Annotated in this window: 19 protein-coding genes; all 19 read right to left on the bottom strand. The window is 60.5% G+C overall.

Features of this window, described 5'->3' with window-relative positions; genetic code table 11:
- Positions 1-30 precede the first annotated feature (30 nt).
- The 19 genes from ACSQ8R_RS01135 to flaF all read right to left on the bottom strand — a co-directional run bounded on the left by ACSQ8R_RS01135 (position 31) and on the right by flaF (position 17,492).
- A complete protein-coding gene (locus tag ACSQ8R_RS01135) occupies positions 31-387 on the bottom strand; it encodes a hypothetical protein (protein ID WP_046603271.1) in 357 nt (118 codons plus the stop codon).
- A gap of 178 nt (positions 388-565) precedes the next feature.
- Positions 566-1,654: an ABC transporter ATP-binding protein gene (locus tag ACSQ8R_RS01130; protein ID WP_436251689.1), complete on the bottom strand. Its 1,089-nt coding sequence runs from the start codon at positions 1,652-1,654 to the stop codon at positions 566-568.
- A 20-nt stretch (positions 1,655-1,674) separates the two neighbouring features.
- A complete protein-coding gene (gene bglA, locus ACSQ8R_RS01125) occupies positions 1,675-3,330 on the bottom strand; it encodes a beta-galactosidase BglA (RefSeq protein ID WP_436251688.1) in 1,656 nt (551 codons plus the stop codon).
- A gap of 28 nt (positions 3,331-3,358) precedes the next feature.
- Positions 3,359-4,519, bottom strand: a complete 1,161-nt coding sequence (locus tag ACSQ8R_RS01120; protein WP_436251687.1) for a carbohydrate ABC transporter permease — start codon at positions 4,517-4,519, stop codon at positions 3,359-3,361.
- A 1-nt stretch (position 4,520) separates the two neighbouring features.
- The gene (locus tag ACSQ8R_RS01115) at positions 4,521-5,534 is read right to left on the bottom strand and encodes a carbohydrate ABC transporter permease (protein WP_436251686.1); all 1,014 of its coding nucleotides are present in this window, start codon (positions 5,532-5,534) and stop codon (positions 4,521-4,523) included.
- 185 nt (positions 5,535-5,719) lie between these two features.
- Entirely contained in the window at positions 5,720-7,081 is a 1,362-nt protein-coding gene (locus tag ACSQ8R_RS01110) for an ABC transporter substrate-binding protein (RefSeq protein ID WP_436251685.1), read from the bottom strand.
- Between the two features lie 138 nt (positions 7,082-7,219).
- Positions 7,220-8,119 (bottom strand): bifunctional methylenetetrahydrofolate dehydrogenase/methenyltetrahydrofolate cyclohydrolase FolD, encoded by a 900-nt coding sequence (gene folD / locus ACSQ8R_RS01105; RefSeq protein ID WP_436251684.1) that lies wholly within the window; start codon positions 8,117-8,119, stop codon positions 7,220-7,222.
- Positions 8,120-8,239: 120 nt separating this feature from the next.
- The gene (locus ACSQ8R_RS01100; RefSeq protein ID WP_436251683.1) at positions 8,240-9,979 is read right to left on the bottom strand and encodes a hypothetical protein; all 1,740 of its coding nucleotides are present in this window, start codon (positions 9,977-9,979) and stop codon (positions 8,240-8,242) included.
- 107 nt (positions 9,980-10,086) lie between these two features.
- Positions 10,087-10,731, bottom strand: a complete 645-nt coding sequence (locus ACSQ8R_RS01095) for a hypothetical protein (protein ID WP_436251682.1) — start codon at positions 10,729-10,731, stop codon at positions 10,087-10,089.
- Positions 10,732-10,905: 174 nt separating this feature from the next.
- Positions 10,906-11,454, bottom strand: coding sequence for a hypothetical protein (locus ACSQ8R_RS01090; protein WP_436251681.1), 549 nt, complete (start codon positions 11,452-11,454; stop codon positions 10,906-10,908).
- Positions 11,454-11,819, bottom strand: a complete 366-nt coding sequence (locus ACSQ8R_RS01085; protein ID WP_113129854.1) for a hypothetical protein — start codon at positions 11,817-11,819, stop codon at positions 11,454-11,456. The genes ACSQ8R_RS01090 and ACSQ8R_RS01085 overlap by 1 nt, the downstream gene beginning before the upstream one ends.
- A 25-nt stretch (positions 11,820-11,844) precedes the next feature.
- Complete coding sequence (locus ACSQ8R_RS01080) at positions 11,845-12,396, bottom strand: rod-binding protein (RefSeq protein WP_436251680.1); 552 nt, start codon at positions 12,394-12,396, stop codon at positions 11,845-11,847.
- 158 nt (positions 12,397-12,554) lie between these two features.
- Positions 12,555-12,956 carry a hypothetical protein gene (locus tag ACSQ8R_RS01075; protein WP_436251679.1) on the bottom strand — a complete coding sequence of 134 codons (402 nt, stop codon included), beginning with the start codon at positions 12,954-12,956 and terminating at the stop codon, positions 12,555-12,557.
- Positions 12,957-12,965: 9 nt separating this feature from the next.
- Positions 12,966-13,718: a flagellar biosynthetic protein FliR gene (gene fliR, locus ACSQ8R_RS01070; protein ID WP_436251678.1), complete on the bottom strand. Its 753-nt coding sequence runs from the start codon at positions 13,716-13,718 to the stop codon at positions 12,966-12,968.
- Between the two features lie 28 nt (positions 13,719-13,746).
- Entirely contained in the window at positions 13,747-15,834 is a 2,088-nt protein-coding gene (gene flhA, locus ACSQ8R_RS01065; protein WP_210010661.1) for a flagellar biosynthesis protein FlhA, read from the bottom strand.
- 121 nt (positions 15,835-15,955) lie between these two features.
- Positions 15,956-16,222, bottom strand: a complete 267-nt coding sequence (gene fliQ, locus ACSQ8R_RS01060) for a flagellar biosynthesis protein FliQ (RefSeq protein WP_037085216.1) — start codon at positions 16,220-16,222, stop codon at positions 15,956-15,958.
- Positions 16,223-16,255: 33 nt separating this feature from the next.
- Positions 16,256-16,708 (bottom strand): flagellar hook assembly protein FlgD, encoded by a 453-nt coding sequence (flgD, locus tag ACSQ8R_RS01055; protein ID WP_436251677.1) that lies wholly within the window; start codon positions 16,706-16,708, stop codon positions 16,256-16,258.
- Complete coding sequence (gene flbT / locus ACSQ8R_RS01050) at positions 16,699-17,148, bottom strand: flagellar biosynthesis repressor FlbT (protein ID WP_436251676.1); 450 nt, start codon at positions 17,146-17,148, stop codon at positions 16,699-16,701. The genes flgD and flbT overlap by 10 nt, the downstream gene beginning before the upstream one ends.
- Positions 17,145-17,492: a flagellar biosynthesis regulator FlaF gene (gene flaF / locus ACSQ8R_RS01045; RefSeq protein ID WP_037085209.1), complete on the bottom strand. Its 348-nt coding sequence runs from the start codon at positions 17,490-17,492 to the stop codon at positions 17,145-17,147. Before flaF ends, flbT begins: the two co-directional genes overlap by 4 nt.
- Positions 17,493-17,515: the final 23 nt, after the last annotated feature.

Genomic DNA, 17,515 nt, shown 5'->3' with positions numbered 1-17,515 from the left:
CGCCGTTTCCATTTCAGGTCATGAACCGGGTTACCAGGAGCGGATATCCAGCGTCCGGTCGCGATGGTTCGGATGGGTCGAGAATATGAAGATGCGGTCCAGTTCCTTCTGCTTGAGCAGCGAGAGGAAGCGCACTTCGATCGTGTTGTTGGCGTTGGTGCGCATCAACAGGCAGCCGACCTTGGAAATGCGCGCGTCGGGAATATCGAGATAAAACTGCTTCGGCAGATTATACTGCGTCAGGATGCCGAGAATGGCGCCGCTCATCGAGATACGGATGACGTCGCAGCGACGCTGCGCCATGTTCATCACGCCGTTTTCCGTATATTCGATACGCGCGGCATTCATCGTGTCTTCCATTTTGAACCGGGCTTCCCGGTCGTACATGAAAGACTCTTCCTTGTTCAAAAAGTGATTTTTGTTGCTTGGAGTCGCGCTCACGACTTCCCTCCATTGCTTTACAGAGTGAAGCCTAGCCGGTGAAATTTAACAGAGGGTTTTGAAGTCCCAAATCAGAACAACTCCAATTGCATATCGCAAAATCACAGTAAACAGATCGTTACCCCTAGATACGATAGGCTTTACCTTCTGCGTCGAAAAGGTGCAGTTTCTTGGGCTCTGCTGAAAAGCGCATTTTATCGCCTTTCCTCACCTGCAGAATGCCGGGAATCTTGGCGATGATCGGCTCTTGATCAGCCAGCCCCTCGATATAGAGCAGCGTCACCTCGCCGAGCGCCTCGATGATCCCGATCTGGCCTTCGAACAGGTAGTCCTCGCCTGAGGCAATCGACAAATCTTCCGGCCGCACCCCGAAACTGGCAGTCCTGCCCTTTTCCGAAGCCGCTGTCGGCACCGGCATATGCACCGATTTTCCGCCCTTCAGCGCAACCGTGGTCATCTCGCCGGTTTCCGCAACCGTGGCCGGGATGATGTTCATCGCAGGCGAGCCGATGAAGCGGGCGACAAAGAGGTTCTGCGGCCGCTCGTAGAGTTCGAGCGGCGCACCGACCTGTTCGATACGGCCCGCCGAAAGCACTACGATACGGTCGGCGAGCGTCATCGCCTCCACCTGGTCGTGGGTCACATAGACCATCGTCGTGTCCGGCATCGAATCCTTCAGCCTGGCGATTTCGATGCGGGTGGCGACTCGCAGTGCTGCGTCAAGGTTGGAAAGCGGTTCATCGAACAGGAAGACTTTCGGATCGCGGCAGATGGCGCGGCCGATGGCGACGCGCTGGCGCTGGCCGCCGGACAGCGCCTTCGGCAGACGATCGAGATAGGGGGTGAGCTGGAGGATATCGGCCGCCGCACGCACCCGGCGGTCGATTTCGTCACGGCTTTCCTTGGCAATCCGCATGCCGAAGGCCATGTTGTCGTAGACCGTCATATGCGGGTAAAGCGCGTAGGACTGGAAGACCATGGCGATGCCGCGCCGCGAGGGCGGCACCTCGTTGACCAGCTGGCCGTCGATATACATCTCGCCGCCGGTGATGCTTTCGAGGCCGGAGATCATCCGCAGCAGCGTGGACTTGCCGCAGCCGGACGGCCCGACAAACACCACGAATTCGCCCTGGCTGATTTCCAGGTCGATGCCGTGCAGCACCTTCACCTGGCCGTAGGCCTTGCGGATATCCTTCAGAACGACACCAGCCATGTTTTCCTCCCCTTCTCTCGTTATGCGTGATGGGCGAAGAACGCCCCCCAGGCCGGTAGTTCGACACGCCTGCCTTCAAGCCCGCTTTCGAAACCGTGGCCGGTCAGTACTTCCCAATCGCCGGCCGGCAGGTCGGCTGCCGTTTCCGACGCGCTCATGTTGAACAGGCAAAGCACCGTCTCGTTGCCGTATTGCCGCTTGTAGCCGAGCACGGTGCCGTCCTCGGCCAGGAACTCGATATCGCCCTTGGCAAAGGCCGGGTGTTGCTTGCGGAAGGCGAGGAAGCGACGGTACTGCTCCAGAACCGAGGCAGGATCGCCGTACTGAGCGCCGACTGCCCGAAGCTGGTGCTCGACCGGGATCGGCAGCCAGGTTTTCTCCGCCGTTGAAAAGCCAGCCTGCAGCGCCTGGCTGTCCCAGACCATCGGGGTGCGGCAGCCGTCGCGGCCCTTGAATTCCGGCCAGAACTGGATGCCATAGGGATCCTGCAGGTCGGCATAGGCGATGTCGGCCTCGGTCAATCCGAGTTCCTCGCCCTGATAGATGCAGACCGACCCGCGCTGGCTCATCAGGATGGCCGACGCCATCTTGGCGTAACCGTCGCGGTCGAGAACGTCGTGGCCCCAGCGGCTGACATGGCGGACCACGTCGTGGTTCGAGAAGGCCCAGCAGGCCCATCCGTCCGGTGCGGCGATAGAGAACGCTTTCTGCACCTCGGAGACCCGCGCCGGCGTCAGCGGATCGGGCGCCAGGAATTCGAACGCGTAGCACATCTGCATCTTGTCGTTGCCGGATGTGTATTCGCCGACGATTTCGAGGCCACGCTGGCTGTCGCCCACTTCGCCGACGGCGGCGATCGCCGGGAACTCGTCGAGCACGGCGCGGAAGCGCCTCAGGAATTCCAGGTTCTCCGGCCGGTTCTTGTCGTAGACATGCTCCTGGAAATTATAGGGGTTCACGGCCGGCGCGGTCGAGGCGTTGCGGCGCGAGGGATCAAGCGCCGGGTTGTCGCGCAGTTCCTTGTCGTGGAAATAGAAGTTGATCGTGTCGAGGCGGAAACCGTCGACGCCGCGCTTCAGCCAGAAGCGGGTCATGTCGAGCAGCGCATCCTGGACTTCCGCATTGTGCAGGTTGAGGTCCGGCTGCGAGGTCAGGAAGTTGTGCATGTAGTACTGCATGCGCGTCGGATCCCAGTGCCAGGCCGACCCGCCGAAGATCGACAGCCAGTTGTTGGGCGGCGTGCCGTCCGGCTTGGCATCAGCCCAGACATACCAGTCGGCCTTGGGATTGAAGCGGCTCGACCGGCTCTCGATGAACCAGGCATGCTGGTCGGAACTGTGCGACATGACGAGGTCGATCATCACCTTGATGCCGAGCCGGTGCGCCTCGGAAATCAGCCCGTCGAAGTCCGACAGCGAGCCGAACATCGGATCGACATCCGTGTAGTTCGAAACGTCGTAGCCGAAATCCCGCATCGGCGACGGAAAGAATGGCGAGATCCAGATGGCGTCCGCGCCGAGGGCCGCGACATGCGGCAGACGGGCGGTGATCCCCTTCAGATCGCCAATGCCGTCGCCGTTGGAGTCCTGGAAGGAGCGCGGGTAAATCTGATAAATGACCGCCCCACGCCACCAGTCCTTGTCCGGTGCTGCGGGAGCTTCTGCGGAAATGCTCATTCAATATCCTATTGTCGTTCGATGTTGGTCAGCCGCCCTTGACGGAGCCGGCGAGCAGGCCGCGAACCAAATACCGTTGCAGGGCGAAAAAGACGATAATCGGGACGACGATTGTTATGAAGGCCGAAGCCGTGAGGATTTCCCACTTTCCGCCCATGGAGCCTAGAAGTGCGTTCAAAGCGCCGGTGAGGACCAGCTGATCCTTGCCGGTTCCGAGGAAGACCATGGCGACGAGAAGGTCGTTCCATGTCCAGAGGAACTGGAAGATAGAGAAGGATGCGAGCGCAGGGAATGACAGCGGAAGGATGATCTTGACGAAGATCTCGAAATCGCTGGCGCCGTCGACGCGGGCGGATTCGATGATTTCCCGCGGCAGCCCGGCTATGTAATTGCGCAGAAGATAGATCGCGAGCGGCATGCCGAAGGCGGAATGGGCGAGCCAGATGCCCGCATAACTGCGCGACGGCACGCCGAAGAAATTGCCGATCTCATTGTACATCTTCAGAAGCGGAATGAGCGACATCTGCAAGGGCACGACGATCAGCCCGACGACCATGGCGATGATCAGGGCGCGGCCGGGAAACTCCATCCACGACAGGGCATAGGCTGCAAAGGCGGCGATCAGGATGGGAATGATCGTTGCCGGAACCGCGACCGTCAGCGAGTTGACGAAGGACTGGCCGATCCCCTGGGAGGTCAGTACCGTGCGGTAGTTTTCGGTGGTGAAGGATGGCGGCGTCGCGACGGAGAGATAAACGCGCTTGCCACGCCCGCTCTCGAACGGCGCATTCTTGGAATAGGTATAACTGCCGTCTTCGTTGATGGTCAGCGTCTCGCCGTCGCCGATATCGGCGGCCTGTCCCACTGTAAATTCTGTTGGAGCGGCGACGCGGGTACCGAAGGCGCGCACCGTCCCGCCCTTCCCTCCTTCGAAGACCGAACCCGAAATGACGTAGTTCGCGCCGTCCTGCTTGGCGGTCGAAGGCTCGCCGAGGCGGGCGGCGCTTGTCTCGGCGGCGCCCGTAAAGGCCGTCCACCAACCCGATGCGCTGATCTGGCCCGCGTCGCGAAAGGAGGTGACGAGGATGCCGAGCGTCGGGATGAGCCAGATGATGCAGATGACGAGGACGGAGAGATGGACGACGAGGCGCGGAAGGCCGATGCGGCGGAGGCTTGCAACTGCGCTCATCTCAATGGCCTCCCATTTCCTTGTTCGCCTGGCGAATGTTCCAGATCATGATCGGGGTGACGGCTGCCATGATGACCAGCGCGATGACCGCACTTCGGCCGCTGTCGCCCCCCCCGCGGAACATCCAGTCGAACATCAGGTTTGCGAGAACCATGGTGTTCCACTGGCCGTTGGTCATGGTCAGCACGATATCGAAGACCTTGAGCACGAGAATGGTGATCGTCGTCCAGACGACGGCGATGGTGCCCCAGATCTGCGGCACCATGATCTTCCAGAAGATCTGCCAGCCATTGGCGCCGTCGATCACCGCCGCCTCGATCGTCTCCTCGGGAATGCCGCGAAGGGCCGCCGACAGGATGACCATGGCAAAGCCCGTCTGGATCCAGACGAGGATCGCCATGAGGAAAAAGTTGTTCCAGAAGGGCAGCGAGATCCACACCTGCGGCGCCCCGCCAATGGCCTGCACGATGGCGTTGAGGAGGCCGATCTGCGTTTCGCTGCCGCCGCGATACTCGTAGATGAACTTCCAGATCACCGAAGCGCCGACGAAGGAAATCGCCATCGGCATGAAGATCAGGCTTTTGGCGAGATTGCCCCACCAGATGCGGTCGGTCAGCACGGCGATGACGAGGCCGAAGAAGGTGCAGGCCGCCGGAACCACCGCGAGCCAGAGGATGTTGTTGAAGATGGACTGCCGGAACTGCGCGTCCTGGATGGCCCAGCGATAGTTCGCAAGGCCGACGAAATCGCCGCCCGACCGGTCGTAGAAGGACAGAATGAAGGTCGCGACCACCGGGTAGACGAGATAGACGACCAGCAGGATCAGCGCCGGGCCGAGAAACAGCCAGGGGCGCACCATGGCGCGGCGGTTGAGATTGACGGAGGCGGCGCGGACATTGTCCACCGGCACGGGAAAGACGACTTGAAGGATCCTGTCCGAGAGCCAGTAATACAAGGCACAGACGAAAACGCCGGCGATCACGACGCCGACGGCTGAAACGATCTGCGATATCATCCCTCTCCCCTTTCATTGCTTAACTGATCCGTCAGCATGTCGATCAAGACCCCTCCCCAACCCCTCCTCACAAGGGGGAGGGACTTAACCTGCCGCACCGCCGCTGGATTGAGACGGAGACTTTGCCGCTTGTTTCCCTCCCCCTTGTGGGGAGGGTGGCCGGCAGGCCGGGAGGGGTCTAGCGCTTACTTCAAGCCGTCCCATGCCTTCTGGATCTCGGTCCCCACCGTCTTTGCATCCTTGCCGCCGACATAATCGACCATGCCGGTCCAGAACGCTCCGGCGCCGATCTTGCCCGGCATCAGGTCGGAGGCGTCGAAGCGGAAGGTCGTGGCGGTGGTCAGGAGTTCGCCCTGCTTCTTCATTACGTCATTGGCATAGGCATTCGAATTGGCCCCCTTGAAGGGCGTCAGGAACGATGACTGCGCCATCCAGACCTCGTGGGCGATCGGCGTCTTCAGGAATTCGATGAACGCCTTGGCGGCAGGCGAATCCTTGGTGATGGCGAACATCGTGCCGGCGCCGAGGACCGGCGTTCCGAGCTCCGGTTTAGAGGCATAGGTGGGCAGGTAGAAGAAGTCGGCATCGGTACCGAGCTTCGTACCCGGGGGGAAGAAGGACGGCACGAAGGATGCCTGGTGATGCAGGTAGCATTTCGGCGGAATGCCGAAGAGTCCCTTCGGACTGTCGCGGAAGTCGGTGGAGGAAACGGCCGCAACGCCGCCGCTGACATATTTGGGATTCTTGGCGAACTTGCCGAATTCCTCGATAGCACCGACAACCGCCGGATCGTTGAACTTGACCTCGTTGCTCACCCACTTGTCGTAGACATCCGGCTTCTGGGTGCGCAGCATCATGTCCTCGACCCAGTCGGTCGCCGGCCAGCCCGTCGCGCCGCCGGAGCCGAGACCGATGCACCACGGAACGCCACCATCCTTGACGATCTGGTCGCTGAGCTTGATCAGGTCCTCCATGGTCTTCGGAACCTTGTAACCCGCTTCCTCGAAATTCTCGGGCACATACCAGACCATGGATTTGAAATCGGCCTTGAACGGGAAGCCGAAATAGCCTTGCTTGCCATCCTTGCCCTTGTAGGTGCCATAACGGAGCCAGTCTTCGCCCGAGCCGTAGTTGGTCTTGACCCAGTCGGAGTTCTCCTGGCCGAGTGGCGTCAGGAAACCCTTGGCGGCAAGATCGGCGAGAAGGCCGGGCTGCGGAATGATGGCGATGTTCGGCGGCGAACCGGCCTGCGTGTCGATGACGATCTGCTGCTCGTAGTTTTCCGAAGAGGAATAACGGCCGTTGATGCCGGTGGCTGCATTGAAATAGGCCAGAACGCTGTTGAAGAGCACTTCATCTTCGCCGCGCCAGGGGCCGAAAAGCGTCAGGCTCTGTCCCTTGAGATCGGCGTGGGCAGCCTTGTAATCCTCGTAGCTCTTCCAGTTGAATTTCGAATCCTGGCCGGGCGCGAATTTCAGCTCCTGGGCGACTGCGCCACCGGCTACGAGCGCTGCCAGCGCCGTACCGATCCAAAATGATACCTTCATGAAATAGTCCTCCCGTTGTCCCGACTTTTGCTACCTTGCCGGGAGTTCACAACATGGGAGAGATTTAACGCTCTCGCGAAGGAGTCAACCCCTCCGCAAGCGACTTGGAACAAATGAAAAAAATCCGTTCCCGCAAGCTCAGAATCGGGGTGCGGTTTTGCCCGCCCTGCGATAGGCGGCGATCACGGTGTTGGCCATCAGCATGGCGATGGTCATCGGACCGACACCGCCCGGAACCGGCGTGATGGCGCCGGCGACTTCGGCGGCTCCCGCATAGGCCACATCGCCGACCAGCCGGGTCTTACCCTCGCCCTTGTCGGGAGCGGCCACGCGGTTGATGCCGACGTCGATCACGGTCGCGCCGGGCTTTACCCAATCGGCCTTGACCATCTGCGGACGGCCGACGGCGGCGACCAGGATATCGGCATTGCGGCAGACGGACGCGAGGTCCTTCGTCTTGGAATGCGCCATGGTAACGGTCGCATTGGCTGCCAGAAGCAGCAGGCCCATCGGCTTGCCGAACAGGTTGGAACGGCCGATGACGACGGCGTTGAGACCCGAAAGATCACGGCCATGTATACGGTTGACCAGCAGCATGGCGCCGGCCGGAGTGCAGGAAATGAGGCCGGTCTCCAGGTCGCCGGTGGCGATCTTGCCGGCATTGACGACATGCAGGCCGTCAACGTCCTTTTCAGGCGAGACCGACAGGATGACCGGCTCGGCGTTCAGGTGCTTCGGCAGCGGAAGCTGCACGAGGATGCCGTGGATGGACGGATCGGCGTTGAGCTCGGCCACCAGCTTTTCAAGCGTTTCCTGGCTGGTGTCCTCGGGCAGGCTATGCTGGATCGATTTGAAACCGCACTGCTTGGCCATCTTGCTCTTGGAATTGACATAGGCGTGGCTGGCCGGATCGTCACCGACGATGACCACCGCAAGGCCCGGTTTCACGCCGGTTTCGTTTTCGAGCAAAGCCGATGCCTCGGTCACCGCGGCGATTACAGATGCTGCCGCCTCCTTACCATCGATCACCACAGCCATGCGCACCTCCCGCTTGAAACCGCCACCAATGTATACATTGAGCATGTTCTCAATTTGCCCACCAACGCCCTATGCTGGTCGCAGACCGCAAATGCAAGCGGATTCGATGTCGCAGGCTTCTTATCCTCGGGAGGCGTTCCGGCGGTCGGAATAGACCTGAACCCGTTCGCGCAACTCCGCCATGTTGCGGCGAAGCTCGCGAAGTTCCTCCGCCTTTCGGACCTCTTCCGGCGACGGGGCCAAGGCTGGAGCTGGGCGACGAGGTGCACCATAGGACGGCGCATCGGCAAGACGGCCGGCCATGACGGCGGCGACCAGGGAAGGAAGCTCCGCCTGCGGGGCCGGACGGCGATTGATCATCAGCATTTCGCGGATGTGATCGGCAAGCGGACTGTCATTGGCCGGCGCCGGATGGCGCGGATGCCGGGAAGGCTCCGGCTCATCGGCCGGCCAATCGTAGGCCGGTTCCCCGGGGAAGAAATCCTGCTCGTCCAGATGCTCCGCCAGCAGGTCCCGATCGACAATCAGCGCGGGCTCATCGGCCGGATCCACCTCATCGGCGGAGATCGCCGACTGCGGCATGCGGCGCCTCAGAAAGACCAGCGCGACGCCCAGGGAGAACCCGATCACGGCGCCTACGCCGGAAAGTTCGGCGGATGAGGGACCCATCACGGCTGCGGATGCCGCCACGGCCGGAACGACGACCGACACTTTGGCCGTCGATGCCTTGGCTTCGGAGCCGTGCAGTGCTTCGAGGTAATTCCGCCGCGCCTCGTCCACGGCAGCTTCGAGAGCCGCAAGCGTTGTTGCGGAGTCGGCTATTTCCTTGTCATCGGGTTTCTTTGCCTGCCGCGCCTTGAGCTCAGCCAGATGTTTGGCTGCGGCGGCCTCTTGCTGACGTAGCGAGCTTCCGAGCTGTTTCAGCGCGTCCTGAATGTCGTTTTTCACATCCGCCAGCGCCGCCTGAGCCGCAGCAAGCCGTGGATGACGCGGGCCGAGATCGCTCGAAAGCTGGTCAACGGCAAGCTTTGCCTCGACATGCCGCTGCCGCTGATAATCGAGGCCGGTATATTCGAGACTGTCCGGCAGGGGCTTGTTCAGCACGTCCGAGAGCTTCATGGCGGACGCCTGTGCCGCCTTCTGCTTCAGCTCGCCGAGCTGCGCCGTCGCCTCGTCTATCTCTGCCGCGAGCTGCTGTCCCTCGCCCTCGGTCCGGCGCAATTCGGCGAGCTTCTGCGCGTCGGTCTCGGCGATGAAGCCGGAAAGAGCGGCTTGCGCATGCTCGAGTGTCCGGCGCAGCTTATCCACCCCCGGGCCGGACGATCTTGCGCCGGAGAAGGCGATCTCGTCGTGGAATGTGTCGCCGAGCATGTTGGCGATGCGGGCCGCCTCGTCCGGCTCTCCCGCCGTGACGGAGATCGCAAGCTGCCCGGCGCGACGATCGTAACTCGTTGTGATCGCCTGGGAAAGTCGCTCGCGCAGCCGGTTCTCGGCCTCGGACACGGTCATCGCCTCACCGGAGACGATATCGGAGACGATCCTGACGACCGTCGGACGATCGACGGAAAAATCGCTGCCGCGACCAAGGTTGAGCGCGCGTATGACATTGTCGAGGTTGGCCTTGGAGCGAAGCGCGGCTGCAGCCGTGTTGATCGTGCCTTCGCTCGCCGCTTCGACCTTCAACCGCGTCTCGGCGCTGAACTGATACGGAACCGTCTCGACGAACAGCAGGGGCAGGAGAGCGCCGATCACCGTGAAGGCGACAACCTTGAGAGCGGCGGATCGCGATCCGGCGAACACGGAACCGGTGCCGGCGCGCAGCGCTGCCGGGTCGGGATTTCGGTCGTCTTCGATTTTCACCGACTGATACATGGGATGACCACGCTAATCTGAGACCGCCGGCATCCCGCGGGCAGCCCTCTGATTAAGGCAGTCTAAAATTTCATGGCAAAGAAAAGGTTAACTCGTCAGGCGAAAGACGGAAGCTGCGACGATACGACCGCCGTGGGCAGCATGCGCGCCGATCTGCCTTCGATGAAGCCGGACAGCCCGGCCCCGGTCATAACCACCAGCCCGGTACGAACCGATGCAAGCCGGCGTTCGATTCGCCGTTCCTGGGCAAGGCTCGCCGCATCGACAAGGATAAGGTCGAAACGCTGCGAAATATCCTGGTCGAGCGCGACCACAGTCACCTCATGCCAAGGGGCGTGACGGGCAAAATGCTCGCGCAGCGCCTCGGTGCGACCGCTGTCTTCGCCGGCTATGCCGATGCGGTGGCCCTTTTCCAGAAAACTCAAAAGGGCCGGCACGAAGGTCTTGGCCGAGAAGCGCACCGGCGCGGGTTTTTCACGACGCGCTCTGGCGAGGATGCCGAAAGCGCGTCCGCCACCCGGCAGAAGCACCCTGCGGCCCAACTGATTGTGATAGGCAGGATCGACCATCTGGCGCAAGGCCGTCCGCCCGTCCAGGAAACCAAGCGTGGTACGGTTGCCGCGCAGCGCGATAAGGCTCTCCACGAGGCCGAGCGCGGCATTCCATCCGAGATCGCAGACACGCTGGCCGAACAGGGTCCGGGTTGACGCGGATGCCAGGAAGTCTCCGGATGCGTTCATCGATGCACTTCCATGGGCAAGACCAACTCGTCCCCAAGGTCTAACAGCGCGCTCTGAAATCGCCTTTAAATCGATTGGTAAAATGCGAGCCATCGCCAGATTTCCGAGGCTCCCGCAATAAAAAGGCCGGCCAAGCAGGCCGGCCGGTATTCGCTGAACTACGCCGCAGGGTCGTCAGTGGCCGGCCGCAGGCGACGCTTTCGGATCTTCGATCTTCACGCCCTCGACGATCTTCTTGCCCGGGTTCGGGTTCTTGTTGCCGCGCGAGGCGTTGTTGCGGATGTCCTCCTTGGAGAGGTAGTCGAGCTGTTCGACCAGGACCTCCGCCACCAGCCCGTCACCGAGCTTCTTGTTGAAGTCGTCCTTGATGCTGGTGCGGAATTTTTCCAGGTTGAAGGCGCCGGGCTTGCTGAGATCGACCATCTGGTTGCCGATCAGCAGCGTGAAAAGCTGGTCCGTCGTCAGTTCGGTGATCGGAAGCTTGGTATTCTTGATCTTTTCCTTATCCATCATGAACGAGACGCGGCTCAGGAAATAACCTGTAATGGCACCGTCCGCGATCATCGGAATGGTGATCGATTCCCCGCGCACCAGTTCGAGAAGCTCCTTCCGCCTGGCCTCTTCGTCGACCGGCGCAGGTGCTGCGGACATCTGCACGGAGAAATACACCGCCCCAAGCGTGACGATGCAAACCCATAGACCAGTGAGAAGGAGCTTGACCATCAGGCCTCGCCGTAGGTGAACTGTTCCTGGGTATAGGTACCGTCGTCATCGGCATCCCGCGCGGCGTTCTTCAAAAGATCGGCGACGGCGCGGACGGCGTGAAGATGCGCTTCGACCCGGCGGGCATTGAGGGCCAGCTTGCCCTTCAAGCCGTGCATCTGATCGATATGACCGGTGGCAAGCTGTTTCGGATCGGTGCCGCGGAACAGCATGGTCAATTCGTAGAGGCAGCGGCTTTTGTGCGCGTTCGACACTTTCAGGTCGAATTCCGGATCGCGGCCGATCCGCTGATTTTCGTTGTCGATTATCATCTCCAACCGGCCAAGCACGGTCTTGATGCGATAATCATTCGAAACAACTTCCATGTTTTCTGCCCCAGTCTGATGCATGTCAGGCCTCACTCTTCTTTCCGACGCCGAGAACCTGTCGCTCGAAGTCGGTGATCATGCTGATTGCGCGGCTGCGATCAGTCTCATCGGTGGTCGGATTGACCGTGGCCTGGCGCTCCGCACGGGCGAGCGCCTGCGAATACATCTGCTCGGCAATGCCGACACCGCCCTTTTTCGACATTTCGTCGGCGATCTTCTCGGCCATCATGCCCTTCCAGAACTCACCGGCGGAGCCCTTGCCGTAAACTTCCTCGGTCTCCTTCGGGAGCATGGAATTCACGAATGTCGAGAGAACCGATGCTTCGAACTTGCGGTATTCCTCCGGCATTTCGGCGACCTTCTTCGGTGCCTCCGGATTGCCGAGACCTGCCGCGGTGCCGGGCGTGTCGATGAATTTCATGGCCGCACCAAAACCCTTGCCAACTTCGGCAAGGCTGGTCGCGGCAAAGGCCGCCTTGTTCGCCTTCAGCTTGGCCTGCGCTTCTTGGACGGCAGTCGGGTCCGCAGCGCGGACGACGTCCATGACCAGATCGCTCGGGAGTGAAATCGCCACGTCAACTCCTTTCATGATTGCCGCGAGCCGCATCCCTGGAGGTGCAAGAGCGCAGCAACAGATTGAAATGGCACATGATCCCGCCCGACCTCGTTCGAACCGGCAATCAGTGCAATGACGAGACTATGAAGGTCGAAGCTTGCTGGAGGCTGGCCAGTCTATTTGACCTGCTCGAGGGCGAGCGTGATATCGATGAGCTCGTAGATGGCATCGTCGGCCACCTCGCGGTCTTCGTGATCACGGGCATCCTTCATGTTCTCTTCCAGGCGGTCGGCCTTGGTCCGCTCCTTGAGCACCTTCATTTCCTGGATCTGCTGAACGCCGGCAAGCTGGCGCTCCTTGGTGGTCAGGCGGCCGAAGCGTTCCGAATAATGCTGGGAGAACTGCCGGTGGACCGGGTTCATCGAGCCGATCGCATCGATGACCTCTTCCATCGACTGATTGACCTCGGCACGGTATCGGGTCGTCGCAGCAAGCTCGTGTTCGGCCATCGTCTCGATATGCCGCTGGACCGCCACGAGGCGCTTGAGCTTATCCGACCGCTTGACTGGACCTGCCATTGCGATCTCCTAGAAGGACCTGAAGATCGGCGCGAAACCATCCACGTACTGGCGGATGAAGGCGGCGATCGACAGATAGAGAAGGAAAAGTCCTCCCATCAGCAGGAAGGGCGTCGAGATGAAGAAGATCGGGATCTGCGGCGCCATCTTGTTGATGAGGCCGATCGCGACGTTGAACATCAGCCCGAAGATCAAGAACGGACTTGCAAGCCGCAACATGATGATGGTCGATGCACGCAACGTATCCGTCAGGGTGATCAGGATCTTCTGCGGATCGATCAGCGCGCCGACCGGCGTCGCCGCATAGGAATCAACCAGCGCGCGGAATACGATGTGATGGAAGTCCATCATGAACAGCAGCAGCAGGCCGCTCAGCGTCAGCAAAATGGTCAGCTGGTTTTCCTGCGAGTCTTCGAAAACGTCATGACCGCCCGGCGCGGTGAAACCGATCGACATGGTCAGGATCGTGCCGGCGAATTGCATGCCGAGCGTATAGAGCCGGGCTATCAGTCCGTAGACCGCGCCGATCAAGGCCTCGGTGAAGATCAGGCCAAGATAGGTGGCAGTCGGCTCGGAGGCTTTTGGATAGATCTGATCCCAGAGAACCGGCAATACCGCCATGGAAAGGGCGACCGCCACGAACAATCGTACCTGAACCGGCACGCGGCCACTTCCCAGCCCCGGAAGAACCATCACGCACGTACCCATGCGGCAAAACGCAAGGAAAAGTGCGAGAATGGTCCCCTGCGGGTCTGTGATCATGCGAGAATCGTCCTTTGCGGACAGTCTATCACGAAATGGCGCCCAGTATCTTGATTTCGAGGCCCTTGGCGAGTTCCACATGGGAAAGAACCGGCAGGGTCGCGAACAGCCGCTCGATGATCATGCGGACGTAGGAACGGGTTTCCGGCGAGGTGACGAGCACGAACGGCAGGCCGCGATCCATGAATTCGCGGATGACCTTGGTCGCCTGTTCGCTGAATTCTTCAAGCGTGCGCGGGTCGATGTCGAATTCGACCACTTCGCCCTTGCCGTCGCGCTTGAGCGCCTGGTGGAACAGCATGTCCCACTTGTTGCCGAGACGGAGCACGCGCAGCACGCCGTTGTCGGCGAGGTCGCCGCAGAGCTGCTGCGACATGCGGACGCGGACATGCTCGACGATCTGCTCCGTCTTGCGCACATGCGGAGCAAGCTCGGCCACCGCTTCCAGGATGAGATGCAGGTTGCGGATCGAAACGCGCTCGGCGAGCAGAAGCTTCAGCACCGCCTGCAGGCCGGAATAGGACATGTGCGACGAGCAGATCTCGTCCGCGAGCTTCTTGTATTCCGGATCGAGACGCTCGATCAGGATCTTCACGTCCTTGTAGGAGAGAAGCTGCGGCAGGTTGTTGCGGATGACTTCCGACAGGTGGGTCAGCACGACCGAGACGTTGTCGATCGGGTGGAAACCTTCACGTTTCAAGTCTTCGGCGAAGGTTTCCAGGATCGATACCGCCGGCATGCCGAATGCGGGTTCGCGGATCTCGTCACCCGGGATGCTCGGCTTGCGGCCGGATCCGGTGACCACGAGGACGTCGCCGACCCGCAGGGCATTCGACGCGATGGTCGTGCCATGGATACGGATCTGATAGGATTTTTCCTGGATCGAGATGTCGTCGGTGACCTTGATTTCCGGCACCACGAAACCGTACTGGGTCGCGAACTTCTTGCGCATCTTGCCGACGCGGAAGGCGAGCTCCTGGTGGGCGCCAAGCAGACGGGTGGACACCTGCTTGCCGAGAGCGAGCTCGATTTCGGACGTCTTGAGAACCGACTTGACCGAGTCCTTCTCCATCTCCTTGGTCTGGACGACCTTCTGCTCCTCGTCTTCGCGACGAGCCTTGTTCTCCGCCTCGATACGGCGCGGAACAAGCCAGGCGCCGAACCCCATCAGGCCGCCGAGCGCCATGAAGGGCAGGAAGGGCAGTCCGGGGATGATCGCCAGAAGCGCCATCAGGCCGGCCGACATCGAAAGGGCGCGCGGATAGCCGCTCAGCTGATCGACGACGGCCTTGTCGGTGGAGCCCGCCGTACCGCCGCGGGTGACCAGGAGGCCGGCTGCGAGCGAAACGATGAGGGCCGGGATCTGCGTGACGATACCGTCACCGACCGACAGCTTGACGAAGACATCAGCGGCTTCGCCGATCTGCATGTCGTGGCGGAAGTAGCCGATGATGATACCGCCGAAGATGTTGATGGCGGTGATGATGAGGCCGGCGATCGCATCGCCGCGAACGAATTTCGACGCACCGTCCATGGCACCGAAGAAGGAGCTTTCCTCCTCCAGCTCGGAGCGGCGGCGCTGGGCTTCCTTCTCGTCGATGATGCCGGCGGAAAGATCCGCGTCGATCGACATCTGTTTGCCTGGGATGGCATCGAGAGTGAATCGGGCGCCGACTTCCGCGATACGGGTGGCGCCCTTGGTGATGACGATAAAGTTCACGGTGACGAGGATCATGAAGACGATCACACCGATCACGAAGTCGCCGGACATGACCAGGCCCGCAAAGCCCTGGATCACGTTACCGGCAGCGCCATGGCCCTCATTGCCATGCGACAGGATCACTCGCGTCGTCGCGATGTTGAGCGACAACCGCACCATGGTGGCGATGAGCAGGATGGTCGGGAAGGACGAGAAGTCCAGCGGCCTCTGGATCCACAGCGCCACCATCAGGATCAGCACCGAAAAGGCGATCGAGAAGGCAAGGCCAAGGTCGATCAGGAACGGCGGGATCGGCAGGAAGAGGATGCAGAGGATGGCGACGATGCCGCCCGCAAATCCGAGGTCGCGACCGTTCGGGGCTACTTTCGGAATGGATAGTGAAGGTGGTTGCGCCATGACTTTCCCGTCTCTTCATGAGATGGCGGCAGGAAATACTCCTACCAGTTCATGTCCTGACTAAAGGGCGAAGCTTGCGCGAAGGTGGGTAGACGAAAAAGATGGGCGGGCAGCAACCGGGTCAGAACCCCGATTGCACCCGCGAGAATACCAGATTGGCAAAAAGATTGATCTGGCCACCGATAAACGGCGCGGTAATGCCGATCGTGATCATGATCGCGACGATTTTCGGCACGAAAGTCAGCGTCATCTCCTGGATCTGCGTCAGAGCCTGGAGAAATGCGATCAGGACGCCCACGACCATCGCCACAAGGACCGCGGGACCGGAGGCGATCAGGATCGTCCAGATCGCCGCCTGCATGATATCAAGGGCATCGGCTTCATTCATTGCGCCGGTTCCGTCTGCTTTAAGGTTTCGGCATCATGCCGCGTCGTCCTGGTCGTCAGTGGCCGCCGGAGGTTGATTCGAAAGAATGATTCCGGGCTGTATGAGAACCTTATCACCCTTATCGGTGATCGCCACCAGACCGTCGGAGTAGATTTCCACCTGTTTGATCATACCGGTGGTCTTATCGTCGGCGCTGGTAATATACTTGCCGATCATATCGGCGGCCTGCGAGAACGAGTTCGCCTGGATAAGCGACTGCAGGTTGGAGTTCATCTTCACCGACTGCTCGACCTGCGAGAAAGTGGCGAGCTGGGCGATCTGCTCGCTCGCATCCATCGGATCGGTCGGATCCTGATACTTCATCTGGGCGATGAGGAGCTGCAGGAAGTTGTCGTAGTTCAGGCCTGCGGCCGACGCGTCGGACGACGCTGCCTTGCCGTTGCCGGAGGCATAGGGGTTGTTGGTGTTGATCGGGTCTACCGCCATGGTGCGATCTCCTTGCGAATCCGCTCGACAGTTGCCGGTGCGATTTCCCGATTGTTGAGGATGCGGTCCTCGATTGAGTAGAGCGCGCGGATTGCCTTCAGAGCGTCGAAGGCGCGGCCCGATGCGACCATGCCGTCGATGCGCTTGAGTTCCGCCAGCATCTCGTCGTCGGTAAAGCAGGTCAGCAGCATTGCCACCGACTTGCGGAACAATGTCGTCGACTGTTCCTTGCCATCCGGGTTGATGAGCATCATCTGGGCAATAAAGTAGAGCTGCCGAAGCGGCGTCGTCGCATCTTCCGGCTGAAGAACATGGTTCTCCAGGAGGAACGTGACGTCATTGAGAAATTCCAGCGCGACCTTGCGATCAACGCGCAGGACCGCGCCGTTGATAAATATCCGCTCGCCGGATTTCAAAGAGATGCGAAGCGTACTTTTCATTTAAGTCCATCCCTGATGATGGTGGTCACATCGATAATGCCCTGGAAATTCGTCGATTCGCGGTTTCTGATCTTTTCGCATTCCTTCAATATCCAGATTGCGATCGAGATCAGGTCCGCACGAAGTTCATTGGCCAACTCGTTATCCGGATGCTTCAGATCCTCGACAAAGCGGATCCAGACACGCCGGGTGTAGAACAAGGCCTCAACCGTGGTGCGCGTATAGTTCTTCTCATCGCGGGCCGCGATCAGAAGATCGATAGAGCGATCCAGGGCCTGCCGCTCGCGATCCTTGGCGTTGGCAACGCCGTCCTCCATGATCTCGGCATATGAAAATTGGTACATTCATGTATCCTTCGTCACGAGCC

It is taken from the genome of Neorhizobium sp. LjRoot104 (assembly GCF_964253725.1).
GTDB lineage: Bacteria > Pseudomonadota > Alphaproteobacteria > Rhizobiales > Rhizobiaceae > Neorhizobium.
This window is presented reverse-complemented; position numbering and strand designations above follow the sequence as displayed.

Bases quoted from the DNA above. Each gene is read 5' to 3' on its own strand.
- ACSQ8R_RS01135 (WP_046603271.1), bottom strand. From the start codon at position 387: ATGTACGACCGGGAAGCCCGGTTCAAAATGGAAGACACGATGAATGCC.
- ACSQ8R_RS01130 (WP_436251689.1), bottom strand. From the start codon at position 1,654: ATGGCTGGTGTCGTTCTGAAGGATATCCGCAAGGCCTACGGCCAGGTG.
- bglA (WP_436251688.1), bottom strand. From the start codon at position 3,330: ATGAGCATTTCCGCAGAAGCTCCCGCAGCACCGGACAAGGACTGGTGG.
- ACSQ8R_RS01120 (WP_436251687.1), bottom strand. From the start codon at position 4,519: ATGAGCGCAGTTGCAAGCCTCCGCCGCATCGGCCTTCCGCGCCTCGTC.
- ACSQ8R_RS01115 (WP_436251686.1), bottom strand. From the start codon at position 5,534: ATGATATCGCAGATCGTTTCAGCCGTCGGCGTCGTGATCGCCGGCGTT.
- ACSQ8R_RS01110 (WP_436251685.1), bottom strand. From the start codon at position 7,081: ATGAAGGTATCATTTTGGATCGGTACGGCGCTGGCAGCGCTCGTAGCC.
- folD (WP_436251684.1), bottom strand. From the start codon at position 8,119: ATGGCTGTGGTGATCGATGGTAAGGAGGCGGCAGCATCTGTAATCGCC.
- ACSQ8R_RS01095 (WP_436251682.1), bottom strand. From the start codon at position 10,731: ATGAACGCATCCGGAGACTTCCTGGCATCCGCGTCAACCCGGACCCTG.
- ACSQ8R_RS01090 (WP_436251681.1), bottom strand. From the start codon at position 11,454: ATGGTCAAGCTCCTTCTCACTGGTCTATGGGTTTGCATCGTCACGCTT.
- ACSQ8R_RS01085 (WP_113129854.1), bottom strand. From the start codon at position 11,819: ATGGAAGTTGTTTCGAATGATTATCGCATCAAGACCGTGCTTGGCCGG.
- ACSQ8R_RS01075 (WP_436251679.1), bottom strand. From the start codon at position 12,956: ATGGCAGGTCCAGTCAAGCGGTCGGATAAGCTCAAGCGCCTCGTGGCG.
- fliR (WP_436251678.1), bottom strand. From the start codon at position 13,718: ATGATCACAGACCCGCAGGGGACCATTCTCGCACTTTTCCTTGCGTTT.
- flhA (WP_210010661.1), bottom strand. From the start codon at position 15,834: ATGGCGCAACCACCTTCACTATCCATTCCGAAAGTAGCCCCGAACGGT.
- fliQ (WP_037085216.1), bottom strand. From the start codon at position 16,222: ATGAATGAAGCCGATGCCCTTGATATCATGCAGGCGGCGATCTGGACG.
- flgD (WP_436251677.1), bottom strand. From the start codon at position 16,708: ATGGCGGTAGACCCGATCAACACCAACAACCCCTATGCCTCCGGCAAC.
- flbT (WP_436251676.1), bottom strand. From the start codon at position 17,148: ATGAAAAGTACGCTTCGCATCTCTTTGAAATCCGGCGAGCGGATATTT.
- flaF (WP_037085209.1), bottom strand. From the start codon at position 17,492: ATGTACCAATTTTCATATGCCGAGATCATGGAGGACGGCGTTGCCAAC.